7 protein-coding genes and 1 rRNA gene are annotated in these 13,669 nt (G+C 39.8%); all 8 read right to left on the bottom strand.

Features of this window, described 5'->3' with window-relative positions; all coding sequences use genetic code 11:
- Positions 1-14: 14 nt before the first annotated feature.
- Positions 15-662: a dethiobiotin synthase gene (bioD, locus tag T432_RS0104920; protein ID WP_028884403.1), complete on the bottom strand. Its 648-nt coding sequence runs from the start codon at positions 660-662 to the stop codon at positions 15-17.
- Positions 659-1,420, bottom strand: a complete 762-nt coding sequence (gene bioC, locus T432_RS0104915) for a malonyl-ACP O-methyltransferase BioC (RefSeq protein WP_028884402.1) — start codon at positions 1,418-1,420, stop codon at positions 659-661. The genes bioD and bioC overlap by 4 nt, the downstream gene beginning before the upstream one ends.
- Complete coding sequence (locus T432_RS0104910; protein WP_028884401.1) at positions 1,417-2,073, bottom strand: DUF452 family protein; 657 nt, start codon at positions 2,071-2,073, stop codon at positions 1,417-1,419. The genes bioC and T432_RS0104910 overlap by 4 nt, the downstream gene beginning before the upstream one ends.
- Positions 2,054-3,178: an aminotransferase class I/II-fold pyridoxal phosphate-dependent enzyme gene (locus tag T432_RS0104905; RefSeq protein ID WP_028884400.1), complete on the bottom strand. Its 1,125-nt coding sequence runs from the start codon at positions 3,176-3,178 to the stop codon at positions 2,054-2,056. The genes T432_RS0104910 and T432_RS0104905 overlap by 20 nt, the downstream gene beginning before the upstream one ends.
- Entirely contained in the window at positions 3,159-4,475 is a 1,317-nt protein-coding gene (gene bioA / locus T432_RS0104900) for an adenosylmethionine--8-amino-7-oxononanoate transaminase (protein WP_028884399.1), read from the bottom strand. The genes T432_RS0104905 and bioA overlap by 20 nt, the downstream gene beginning before the upstream one ends.
- A 203-nt stretch (positions 4,476-4,678) precedes the next feature.
- Positions 4,679-12,418, bottom strand: a complete 7,740-nt coding sequence (locus T432_RS0104895) for a pectate lyase-fold domain-containing protein (RefSeq protein WP_248646279.1) — start codon at positions 12,416-12,418, stop codon at positions 4,679-4,681.
- Positions 12,419-12,435: 17 nt separating this feature from the next.
- On the bottom strand, positions 12,436-13,131 hold the full coding sequence (locus T432_RS0104890; RefSeq protein WP_028884397.1) for a hypothetical protein: 696 nt from the start codon (positions 13,129-13,131) through the stop codon (positions 12,436-12,438).
- Positions 13,132-13,367: 236 nt separating this feature from the next.
- Positions 13,368-13,480: ribosomal RNA gene (gene rrf / locus T432_RS0104885) — 5S ribosomal RNA — on the bottom strand.
- Positions 13,481-13,669: the final 189 nt, after the last annotated feature.

Genomic DNA, 13,669 nt, shown 5'->3' with positions numbered 1-13,669 from the left:
AGACTATTTGTGGCTTAATTTATATCAATGCCCTCGAATTCTTCAAATTGAGTTTGAGGGTATTTTTTCTCTATATAGCCCCTTAAAAACTCGATCGTATTATTAGTGATTTTTGGGTCAAACATCAAATACTTATTAAATACAACTTTTTGTACTTGTATGCCCATAGTATCGCATGCCATAAGACTTAATAGTGCATGATTAATGCTACCAAGTTTCCCGTTGGTCACTAAAATTACTGGCAATTTATAGGTGGCAATAAAATCGAGTGTCATCACTTCTTCTGTTAATGGTGCCATAAGCCCCCCTGCCCCCTCCAAAAGAACATATTCATAACTTTTAGAAAGCTCCAAAGTGTCCTTATAGATTTGCTCTAAATTTAGAGGTCTGTTCTCTAGAGCCATAGCCATATGGGGTGAACATGGATATTTATAAATAAAGCGACAGGTCAGTCCCTCATAGTCCTCTGGCATCATCCCGATTCCCTGAATGCGACGATGAGTGCGAATATCATCCGAAACTCCCTCACAGCCTGTCTGCACAAGTTTTTGCGTGATTACACCACGTCCCATATTCATAAGGCATTTCGCATAATAACCTGTGTAAAAAGTCTTACCTACATCAGTATCAATGCCGCTTATAAAAATAATTTTTGGGTTCATAATTTCTTAGCTAAAAATAAAAAAGCCGAGTATGTAAGAGAGAATTTTCCATTTGGCAATGCACTCGCTTCTTCATACCTTTTTATTAATTTTCTAGTATCTGATAGCGAAAAAGATTTATCGGAAACTGCATTTACCCCTGTTTCTCTCAAATGATTAAGCATATCTCTTCCTGAATCAAATTCAAGTTGAACTTTAAGAGGCTCATAGTACAACAACTCGTAGCGTTTTCTAAGAGCGTTTAAAATTTTCTCTTCTGATAAATAGTTCAAACTTAAACTAGTTTGCGTTTGGATTTCCTTTAAATTATCAGGTAAATAGGTGCTAATTAAAAGTAAGCCATTGTTATTAAGATGGTCATTTAAATTGATTAAAAAAGCCTCCAGATTTTCAAACCACTGAACCGTACTAGCACTAGCAATTAAATCAAATCTATCATTAAATTCAAGAAATTCAGAGTCACCGCATATAAATTTAAAATCTACTAAAGGCAGCTTGCCTCTAATAATATCTTCAATATCAGCAATTAAATCATTGAAGACCCACTTTTTTGCAGAACAAGACTCCACAAGTCGCACACTAAAATCACCTGTCCCACACCCGAGTTCTAAAACACTATTAAATTGGGTGCCTCCATATTCCTTTATAATTTCAATAAGCCTTGCATTTACCGCTTTCTGAGCTATTGCTTGCGTATCATAAGTCGCAATTGCACTTGCAAATTTAGACCTAATGCGTGATTTATCGATAATATTCATCCCAGCAATTCACTCCATGAATTAACTTTATCGAAAAACATATGGCCGTAAGGATTAGAATCGATGAGGGTGTTGCGGGAGCATTGCCAACTTGCAAGCTGTTTGCGTGAAGGAAAAATATAATCCTTATCTGACACGATAGCACGCGTCCACATTATAGGATTGCCTTGCTTGCCCATCGCAACTTCATATATAGCCTTAAGTTCCGACCGCTTCTCATTCAGATTACGCAAATTGCGAGCTTCGAAAAAGTTAAGCGACTCTTTAGTCAGACACATAAGTTTATTAAATTTCTGAAGCTGTCCCTCATCCAAAGAGTACATCATATCTTGGTATAGCTGCGGATCCAGTCCATATTCAGAATTAATGGCCCGCAAAGTGCCATTAATTGCGCACGCAGAGCTTATAGACATATTTGCACACAAAGTATTGGCCATGAGCACACCAAGCGACCACGCAATAATATGCACCTCCTTATACCCTGTGGCAATGCCTACGCCTTCATCCACCGTCCGATAATCCCACAAACAGAGCACATCAAAGCCCTCTGGTACTACCAGATGTTCTACTAACTCAGGCCCTGTTCCCCATCCTGCGAAATACAAAATCAATCGCTCCGATGGTAATGCCCCCTTAATCAATCGCCGCTTCATTTCTAAGAAACTCAATTAATTGCTGCAAATCATCTTCTTCCACATCCGCTGTCAACGAAAACCGAATCCGTGAGGTCCCCTCAGGCACAGTGGGCGGCCGTATTGGCAAACAGTAAAATCCCGCATCACGTAAGGTTTTCGATAGTCTCACAGCCGCCTCGTCCGAGCCTAAAATCAAGGGGATGATATGGGAGGCATTGCCACCTAAAGAGAGGGCCCTACGCATTGTGGCCGCCGCTTTAAGCAATTTCGCTCGCCGCCAATCCTGTGCGGACACTGCATTCACAGCAAAATCACTCCAAGCATACGTAATCGGTGGCAATGCAGTCGTAAATATCAATGATCGCATTGAATTCACCAAGAACCGCTTCAGCTCCTGCGAACAGATAATATAGGCACCATAGGAACCGAACGCCTTGCTGAAAGTGCCCACAAGAATATCGATATCCTCAAGAACGCCGCATTGCTCGCAATAGCCAAGACCGCGATCTCCGTAGATGCCCACGGCATGAGCTTCATCGACATAAAGCGAGACATTTGCGTATGTGCGTTTCAACTCTGCAAGCGTTTGCAAATTACAAAAATCGCCGTCCATACTATAGAGGCTCTCAACCACGATAAACACTTGCTCATACTGTGCGTGATTTTGCTCAAGCAGCTGACTAAGATGCTGCATATCATTATGTCTAAAGCGAAGCAGACGAGCTTCTGATAGGCGTGCCCCATCGATTAGAGACGCATGAGCAAGCTTATCCATAAGAATGAGTGAATTTTTATTTGCGAGAGCAGGCAATATCCCAATATTCGCATGATAGCCGCTATTTGCGAGGAGACAGGCATTTGCATAAAGTGCGGAAATCGTAGCCTCAAGCTGGTTTGCGGCTTGTGAGTTGCCCGTAAGAAGACGTGAGGATGTAGAACCCAGAAGGGTTTCGTGTGTCAGAGTTTCTAAAAATTGCTTACGCAAATTTATATCGGTGGCAATGCCTAAGTAATCATTCGATGTGAGATTTATGCGAGCACTTGCAATGGCCTCTGGATGTGGCAATACTCTCGCTCGCCCCATCAGCTCTAGTTCTTCTAGTCTAGTTTTGTAAATACTCACGGACAACACCTACTAGGGCTTCACACAAGCGACTCAATTGATCCTCTGATATCACATATGCGGGCATAATATAAACGAGATTGCCAAATGGGCGAATCCATACACCTGCATCCACAAACATAGGCTGTATGCGTTGCATATCAACAGGTTCATCGAGCTCTACGACACCGATAGCACCGAGAACTCGAATATCGGCTACACCTTTGGTATTAGAGAGAGTGGAGAGATGCGAGAGCATTGCCACCGCGATATTGTGAACGCGGTCCTGCCAAGGAGATGCTAGCAAGAGATCAATGGATGCAGATGCGACGGCACAAGCGAGTGGATTGGCCATGAATGTAGGCCCATGCATAAACGCAGGAGATGGGCTTTGCGATATGCCTTGTGCGACATGTTCCTGTGCGATAGTAGCTGAGAGCGTCATATAGCCACCTGTGAGGCCCTTACCGATGCATATGATATCGGGAACCACCTGTGCATGCTCAAGTGCAAACATGCGTCCCGTGCGGCCAAAACCTGTTGCGATTTCATCGAATATTAGCAAAACACCATGCTCTTTGCAGAGAGTGGCTGCAGCTCGCAAATACTCAGGACTATAAAAATACATACCGCCCGCACCCTGCACGATAGGCTCTAAAATCAAAGCAGCAATTTCGTGTGAATGCTCTGAAAGCAGGCTCTTCAGTGGCTCTATGTCGTGTGGGTCGAATTCGTGCCCGAATCTACTTTTAGGCTGCGGCAAGAAAAACTGTACTGGCAATGAACTTCCAAACAGCCCATGCATTCCGTTTACAGGGTCGCATACTGACATCGCGTGCCATGTATCGCCGTGATAGCCAGAGCGTATGGTCGCAAATTTAGTGCGCATGGGCGCGGATGCTGCTTCGGATATGGGTGAGGCTGCGTGTGCGGCGTGGAATTGAATAGCCATCTTCATCGCAACTTCAACAGCAATTGACCCAGAATCTGCAAAGAAAATCTTATTCAGCTGCTTAGGCAATAGACCCAAAAGCCGCTCTGCAAGCTGTGCTGCAGGCTCATGCGTCAACCCACCAAACATAACATGACTCATCTTATCGATTTGTTTGCAGGCAGCTTCATTGAGTTGAGGCACATTGTACCCGTGTATAGTACACCACCATGAAGACATCCCATCGATTAATTTTCTTCCGTCTGCGAGGTGGATATACACTCCCTCTGCATGAGAAACTGGATAGATTATCGGAGGATTAGTGATAGAAGTATAAGGATGCCAAATATGGTTGCGATCGATATCTTTAAGATGCGAAAGTTGCATTTGCTAAATAAGAATTGAAAAAATTATTCTAACAAAAAAGAGGCTTTAAAGCCTCTTATGACTATGTATTAGCCCCGTAGGTATGTAGAACACGTTTGGACCTTTTGAAGTAAGAAGTCCATAGAATTCTAAAAAAAATCATAAGGCACCAAAATAGGCCAACTCAAGAATTTCTTTGAGCTGGCCTCAGGACCCTTATCCTACTACCAGAATTTAATTTTTCCTTCTAGACCAACAGTCCATTGTTTTGTAGTAGGTTTAATTCCAGCGAATCCTCCGATACCCCAATGGCGTTTCTCAAGACTTGTACGTCCAAGAATCTCGATATCTAAAGCCCCTTTATTATCTTTACTCAAGTCAGTCCAATCGTTTTTCGCTTGTGAAATACGAACTTGCATTGGATCACGATTGTATGCAAAATCATAACCAGCAGTCACGTTTAGTCGATTAACAACACGACCATCAGCTAACTCAGTTTGATGTTCTAGACCGAAACCTACTTTTGGTTTCAAGGTGTAGTAAGTCGCCTCATTCACATATAAACGAAGGTCACCACTTTCACTGAATTTGTAGATTTTTCTAACACCAAGATCAAGACCAATTGATGGGCTAACTAACAAATTAGGACTTACACGCTTATTCCACGCATAATTCATATCCACAAAGCCACCAATCATTTGGCTTTCGCCTGTGCTTTGGAATTTCTCACCTGAGACAACAAATTTACGTTCCATCTCACGCATGCTTGCCTCTCCGCCTAAACGCAATGAGAATATGCTTTCTCTGTTATGGCCAAAGCCTTTCGCATAATGCATGCCGAAGTATAGAGATTGAGCATCTTCTTTACTTCCGCCCATATCATTAAATTTGATATTATCGCGTGCATATCCAAAGAATAGCCCAGCCTTATCGCCTAACTTAACAGTCTCTTTTTGATGCACAAGCATAAAGCCACGAGCATTTCTCTTATGACTAAATAAACCTGCTTCATCAGTGTTAAATTCACTGTATTCTCCAAACACTTTAAGCTTAGTCGCATGTTTAGTACTTGTATCCCAATCAAGGATTTGATTAAATTCTCGATCGAATAAGTTTTTAGTCTCTGTATATCGACGATTTTGTGTAGCATACTGATACCCAGAAATCTCATCAACCGCCTGCATAAATAAACCAAGCTCAGATGCTCTAAATAGATTCATCTTGTTGAAGATTTGTTTTTCTTTAGAATCAAGCTCAACATCAGAATATCTATCTTCCAATCCTTTAAGCAGGTTATGATGTTTGTTTCCTTTATCTACATAATGGTCATAAGGTAATTTAACTAAATACACTTTGCCCAATTTAGAACCAGCATCCGCAGAATTGGCTACAGCAGCCCAATGCAAGGCATCAGTCTTAACATAAACCTCTTTTGGAGAAGTGCTTAAAATCTGTTGATTGAATGGCTCAATAATAGATGCATCCACTTCGATTACTTTGCTATTAGTATGCACAGATGCTTCCGTACCCACCACTAAAGTCATTGCCTTTTCGCCCTGTGGATCTAATACTAAGTTTTCTATAGGCTTAGTAAAGCGTTTACCAGAAGTATCTACGTACATAGCAAGATCTTCAGGTTTACCAAAGTTTGCAGCAGGAGCATTATATCCATTTAATCTGGCAATGATCTCGTCTTGTGTCAAAGTCTCAATGCCCTCCAATGGATCAGTAATCTCTACCATCTTGTTAGGGTCCATTGCATTTGGAATAACAGCTACATTTACCACACGGCCCGCAGCTAATTTATCGATATTCAATCTCTCTGTATGACTTCCAATTTCAACATTAACATCGTACTTTGAGCCTGAGCCATTTGAATTTTCATATTCTCCAGGTTTACTATCAGATGCAATGCTTCCGCCATTGTTTACAATATCTGCCGCTTCCTCAGCCGTCTCTTTTATGATTATGCGACCATAGTTTTTAAGCAATGCACCGCCCTTAACGTACATACCGATAGAGTTTTTAGCATGTAGTTCAATCACGCCAGTTTCGCTATTTTCAATAGTTGCACCTTCAGCTGCGTACATACCTATAGCACCTGTAGCACTTTGATTTACTTTAATCATGCCTTTGTTAATAGCCGTAGATCCAGCCCCAGCTGCCGCTAAACCAATGCTTCCAGCAGCATCAATCTCAATAGAGCCATTGTTTACGACATGCCCAGTATGAGTTGCACCGCCTAGAGCAAACATACCTATGCTATACAATGAACGCTCGCCTTCAACCCTAGTCACATACGAAAGTCCTGGTTTAATTGTGCCTTCATTAATGGCAGATTTCGTATTGTTTAGCTCTCCTCTTGATAGGATGGCAATGTTCCAATAGCTATTGCTCATATCAATATTGCCACTAGATTTAAGGTCACCAGCCACAAAAAAGCCTAAATTACGTCCCTTGCTATTTGGTCCGTCAAAAGCTTGTGCAGTCGTAGTAATGTTTGTCTTAGCTACTATGCTTGAGTCAGGACTGTCGCTATATAAGAATATAGAGCCGTGACTTAGTTGGCTAGATGGAGTATTCACGGTCACTGTATTATTAGAACCGCTTATAACATAAGGGATGGAATAATCCGCTTGCGTAATAGGACTATGATTAAGAGTTACGCTTGTACCAATACCTCGATGAAGCACACCAACCGTTTGTTTGCTTATAGAATCTTCACCCTCAGCAAGCACGAGTTTGCCTTCTAAGTTTAGATTACCTGTGGCAATGATACCGGTCCCTTTAGTTCCAATATTTAATTCAGAAGCATTGTTTGAATTAATATCATGACCAACTATGCCAACAACATTTTTCCCTGCTTTTAGCAACCCATTATTGTTGATCGTATAGTATTTGCGATCTGAATAAATGGCTACTGATGGGTGTTGAGCATTATCTGGTAAATCTCCAATAGAGATTTCTCCAGTATTTGTAAATACGCCTGTGTGATTATTTACATTACCCTCTGCGGCTCCTGTTAAATGAACAGCAGCATTATTTTCGCCTTCAAGAGAAATTTTGCCTGCATTATTCCATACGATATCTTGGTCTGCTTGAGGGTCTATATAAGAGACAAGCCCAATCAAGCCATCTCCATATCCTTCTATGCCACTACTAGCAGCAATACTAAGATTATATAGATTTAAAGATTGAACACCTATACTATCAGTAATTCTATTAGCGAATGTGCCCATTAAAATTTTCTTATTCATCGATATAGTACCAACTTCAAGTGGCAATATACCGATGGTTTCATCAGCTTTTAATGAGATTTCTCCATGTTGCTCTAATGTACCAACATTGCGTGCACCTAGTGCTTTGGTACCTTTAGATTCCATAACGAGACTACCACGACTTATAAAGCTAGCATCAGCTTCATAATCCGCTTCACGACGGAATAGCCCGATACCGCTTTCTCCACCCTTGATAGTCACATTTGCCTTCAAATCGATAATATCATTTGGCAATGCATCCTTCTTCACATGATGAAAGAACATGCCCATATTATTGTTTCCTGTGAGCGTAAGATTCACAGGATTCTCAGTAATAATGCGGCTATCAGAATCAGTCACATAAGCGACCATAGAGTTATTGCCCTCTAATTGGACATCTGTTGCTAGCTTAACTTCACTTCCTTCACGAAGTAGCAAGACCACACTCTCGTTTAAATTCTGAAGAGATGCACTCAATGGTTTTGCAAATGTGTATTTCGCTTTTTTAGTTAAATTGATTAAATTTAAACCTGCTTTCGGACTATTACTTGTTATGCTGGCAATGTCCAAGTCGGCTTTCGTTGCTTGATTTAAATCTGCACCGTCGATAGAGTAGACGATATTAATGCCATCACCTACAGCCGCATCTATAACAATATTTGGATTTGTTACTATTGAGCGACCTACAAAATTATTATTGTCCTTATCTTTAGAGAATTGATAAGCTGCAGCACCATCGGCGAAGAATGTAATTGTAGAACCGTCATCTTGTGCATTACTATCAAGAAGCTGAACGCCTATAGAGCTTTTGCCTACATTGATTTTAGTGTTTGTATCAGCAGTGTAATTTAGATTTTCTAGATAGACCGCAATACTTTTTGATGCCTTAGAGAAGTCGATTGTGCCCTTATTAATCACACGTTTATGTTTAGCCCCTTGATTCTCAGGGATATCATTATATTTGGCGATTATACCTATGAAGTTTTCAGGTTGTGTCGCATTAGTTTTAGTCGATATGGTACCAGTATGAGTAATATCGATACCACCGTCACCTAAACCAGCATACCTTGGATCTTTATAACGACTTTGAGCGATAATTCCGCCAGATTTCTTATCTAGAATAATTGAACCTGAATTAGTTACGGCACTACCACTAGCAGAATAAATACCGAGATTGCGTTTTCCTAATACTTCGATAGTACCTTCATTATTAAGGGTTACGAAGATACCAGCCATAGCCAATGTGCTTTTTGCTGGTTCGGAATCACCAGTTAATTGTATATTGCCATGGTTTATGATTTTGATATCATCGAGAGTACCAATCTCTTTAATATTTTCAATTTCTTCTACAAAGTTAACTCCTACTAATCCTTTTTGTCCTGACCTAGTACCTTTAATAGTGAAACCTTTTTTTAAAGCTTGAGATGTAGATACAATATTGATTTTATAAATATCATCAAGTGGCAAACTACTAGCATCAGATCCATCCATATCTAGGTTAACATCTTGGTCATACAAGAATGAGCCTCGATAGATAGAGTAGAACGTATAACGAGTTTCTCCCGATGGAGTCTTAATCAAAAGATTGCGACCAAAGTTAGGAGTTTCAGTTAGAGGGTCAGGGATACTTGATAAATAAATTTCCCCACCCTGAGGTTTATAAAGAGCAAAGGCATTGCCACGGACACCAAGGTTTAACTCAAGCTTAGAGCCATCATTTTTGGAATTGATAAGCATTTTATCCATATACCTATCGATACCAATAACCCTGCCTTGAACAACTTTCGCACTCTTTAAGAAAAATGCATATGCCCCGTCAGAAACTTTAGCGATAGTGTTGTAATTAGTAGCTGTAGGGTTTTGATTCGCTAAATCATATATGCCAGTAGGTTCATCCACTGTGCCAGGCCTGTTCGTATTTACGAAGAGAAGCGTGTTTTCGCCAGTAGCTGTGAGTACAAGGCTGCCTTCTGAACTTGGTGTCAAGTGGATAGTGGACGAGTCCGAATAAACACCCATACCACCGTCGGTCACTTCAACATTGCCAGCGCGGAGGGTTGTGACAGTATTTTCGCCTTTAGCATAAATTGCTATACTCTCTGATCCGCTAGCTTTGATAAGGGACTTAGTCGGAATATCGATATTTGTTGTGCTTGGACTAAGCGTCAAATTATTCTCTGGCAATGCAGGTGCCGTCACTCCCGCATCAGGGGCCTTCATCTCAAACGTGCCTTCATTATGCAGAGCAATGGTTCTCATACCGTTGACCACTGTCTCGCCCTGAAGCACACCAGTAGACTCTGGCAATACAATCACGCCCACCATCGGGCCTTGCGACGCCTTCGATAAACTAAGGTTAATTTTTCCGCTATTGTAGATTTGACCACCATCTTTAGCGACCATACCAAGGATATTTTTGCCGTCTAATGGGGTGTTAATAATCTCGCCTCTATTAATTGCAGATGCATTGCGAGTTTGATCGGCAGCTGTGAAAAAGCCGGTTTCAGACCCCTCAGCCATCATACCGATACTATATGAGCCTTGAAGTTTAATTTTTCCCGAGAAATCGTTGACTACCGAAGTTTCATATTCGCGGCCTTCAAATTCCCTATTGTAAGATGCGTTAAGAAAACCTTTATTAGCGGCACTGACCTGTTTTGCATACAAAGCGATATTGTAAAGCGGTTCAGTACCATCTCCGTGAGTGTCGGGCTGCGTCTCAATTTCTACGATACCTTGGTTAGCGAAATTGGTGCCTATATCTATAAATACGCCTACTGAGCCTTCGATATTATCTTGAAGACGAATTACGCCAGTAGGTGAATTTTTAGCTGTGTTGTAGTTAAGAGAAACGAATTTATTTTTCTCCATAGCAGGGTCTACATTTATACCCATGCCGATGGAGTGATCGGCTTTATCCACGCCATCTGGATTACGTCTTAAGACGATGGAGCCTTTATTTTCGAAGGCTGAATATTTTGTGGATCCAGAGTTTTCCTGAGCTGACCATTTCATTGCATAGGAATCATGGCCACTAATTAGAATCTCACCACGATATTCTTTTGTGTTATTAGATGGGAGAAGCCCTAAACCAGCTTGATTGATTAGGTAAGTATTACCAAAAAAAGAAAGACTTGGAATATATGCGAAAAGGCCTACACTATTCTCGCCTCTAAGATCAACAGATCCATAATTGTGCATTTCACCATAAACATCAGTTTGTTCTTCAATTTTTGCGATGGCGATTTTATATCCTAAGTATCCATCAGTACTTTTACGAATGCGATATTCGTAGAAGTTTTGGCTTTCATCATAGTTAGACCAACTATTTACAGTACTTGGAAGCCTTGGACCGATTAAGACGGATTTTCCTTCATTAGGGCCGCCAACTTTACCTAAAACAGAATCTTCAACAATATTGCCTTGATCATCTTTATATTTGATTGTATTTAGAAGATAACCTTCGCTATCAACAGGCATATTGATAACATAGTCTTTATCTTTTTCGTACTTATCGGTGATTGAGCCATAATTTATTGCTGAATTATATGCATGGTGATAGTCCTGCTTTGTGATACCGAATACAAGTGGCCCAGACAAACTTAATTCGTGTCCATCAATAAAACTTCCCCCTTTTTCGTGATCATATTCATAACCTCGACTTCCACCGACAAAGAAATATTGATTATTTCTTCTTTTATAAACGTTAGGAATATTGGAACCATTAGGAGGACCAGACTTTTCCCAATCTGCACGACCTAAAGTTTTACCATTATTAAATGTGATGGATTCTTCATTAAATGAATCAATATTAATTAATTTAGTTGCTGTTCCATCCAACATTTTATTTTCTAGATTATTGGGTGTACTAGGACTACCTCCATCTATATATGCAGCTTTAAAAAATATATTTTCATTCTGAAAACTATTGGGCCAAGTGTGATGTATTACATAATAATCAGGGTCGGTATAAGGAGTACCCTTAGAAAACTTGGCTGATAATTGATTATATGGACAATAATTACAGTCAGAAAATGCCAAATACACATGCGGAGCTGGTGACGGCACAACAGGATTTTCAGCTTTAGGAGTTACGATGGTAAAAGACGGGAATATTACATTTGGATTCAGTCTAACATCTGGTAATTCTGTTGGTGGCAATGCACCCGTTGCTTTCGAAAATACCAATGATCCTATAATTACATCTTTATCAAGATCTAATTCATCTCTATTTAATAGACGATTACTAACCTTAGGGTCATAGTCGAGACTTACATCAATTTCTGGTAATTTGCTTAGTTTGATTGGTGATGAATTAATTACGGGTGTGTGAAAACCTGAAGCATAAGATTTGTATTTTTCACCCTTGTTTGCAAAAGATCCACCAAACCAATAGTTCAACCCGAATTGCCATTCATGCTCCCAAGGTTTAACTACTTGTCTACCTTGTTCAAGAAGTTTATATTGCTCATTTTTAAGAGCTGACCAATCTTGACCCGACTTTCTATTAAGAATATTTTGTAGATTTTGGTATGCTTGATTTGCGTTTTGCGAATTTTGATAAGCTAACTGATTTTGAGCTAATGCTTGACTTGAATAAGTAGCAGATAATGCAACTATCGCATATACCATTGCTTGGCTAAGTGTAGATTTCTTAAAAACTTTATTTGAGTTACTACGTAAAATGTATGTATTAGACTTCTTCATAATAGGCACTCTAAAAATTAATTTGTTTGGTTGCTGGTAGATGACTTATTCAAAGTCCATTGATCACAACTGGTGTTTACGATTGGTGAATTGACAATCCATGCATTATTTTTTTGCTGTTCGTGCCAGTATTGTGCAGGTTGATTCTGAGGAATAGAGGATATCTGATGACATGTATCGATATTCTCTATAGCTGATAGCTCTCTATTAACGCGAGACCATTCGTAGAGCATTTCATCAACCCTACCATCTTCTTTATAAAGCTCATTTAATTGGGAATCTACTGTTGAATTAGACTGGATATACAAATCTCTTTTATTACTAGCCATACGATTTGCAGTTAAGCTATTTCTACTATTAAGAAGAACATAAATTCTGTCTACTTTTTTAGAATCATCCCTCATAGAACCAACATAGTTATTTATATTTTGCATACAGATTTGGTCGTTATATTTTTGATTTTCTGAGTTAGATTTAAGTTGACCATTAATATCTGTCACTTTAAGACAGTACCTATCCAATCTATCCAGCTCTCTATAAAAGGTTCGATCAGCTAGTTGCATTAATTGGCTATTAGGTAATTTTGTTCTATCGATTGAAGTTTGATAGTGTTTACTTTGGCTCTGACAACCTGAAAGCAGAGCACTCAATAAAGCCACTGGCAATATGAGTCTCTTTTTAAAATTAATATCCCTTATAACTAAAACATTCATAGACCACCCTTACAAAACTCTATCTAGGTAACCACTTGTAGCTCTTATATACAAGATGAAACCATGTATTATATATTCTGTACAATACTTTAACAAAGTGATTACGATATATTTCTGATTTTTTTAGTAATGCGGTTTTTTTAAGCAACAAAAAAGCCCTCTGAGGAGATACCTTAGAGGGCTTTGAGTATATGGAGGGTTGTTATTATTTTTATAAGGGGTATATGAATAAAAGAGCCTGACAATGACCTACTTTCACAGGTGTCCACCCACTATCATCGGCGCTAAGGTGTTTCACTGTCCTGTTCGGGATGGGAAGGAGTGGGGCCACCTTGCTATTGTCGTCAAGCTACAAACTGGTTATGGCTTTTTTTATCTTTAGCCATTTGGAAGAAGCACTACAAGGTGGGGTTGAGAGTCTTAGATTGCTCTTTTGTTTTTCTCTCTATATATTCTAATTTAAGCGACCCATAACACTGATAAAGTTATAGGATCAAGCCTCTCGGGCAATTAGTACTGGTTAGCTACATGCATTACT

Source organism: Taylorella asinigenitalis ATCC 700933, assembly GCF_000687755.1.
GTDB lineage: Bacteria > Pseudomonadota > Gammaproteobacteria > Burkholderiales > Burkholderiaceae_B > Taylorella > Taylorella asinigenitalis.
Note: the sequence above shows the minus strand (reverse complement) of the source record. Positions and strands in the feature narration are given on the sequence as shown.

Bases quoted from the DNA above. Each gene is read 5' to 3' on its own strand.
- T432_RS0104890 (WP_028884397.1), bottom strand. From the start codon at position 13,131: ATGAATGTTTTAGTTATAAGGGATATTAATTTTAAAAAGAGACTCATA.
- T432_RS0104910 (WP_028884401.1), bottom strand. From the start codon at position 2,073: ATGAAGCGGCGATTGATTAAGGGGGCATTACCATCGGAGCGATTGATT.
- T432_RS0104895 (WP_248646279.1), bottom strand. From the start codon at position 12,418: ATGAAGAAGTCTAATACATACATTTTACGTAGTAACTCAAATAAAGTT.
- bioC (WP_028884402.1), bottom strand. From the start codon at position 1,420: ATGAATATTATCGATAAATCACGCATTAGGTCTAAATTTGCAAGTGCA.
- bioA (WP_028884399.1), bottom strand. From the start codon at position 4,475: ATGCAACTTTCGCATCTTAAAGATATCGATCGCAACCATATTTGGCAT.
- bioD (WP_028884403.1), bottom strand. From the start codon at position 662: ATGAACCCAAAAATTATTTTTATAAGCGGCATTGATACTGATGTAGGT.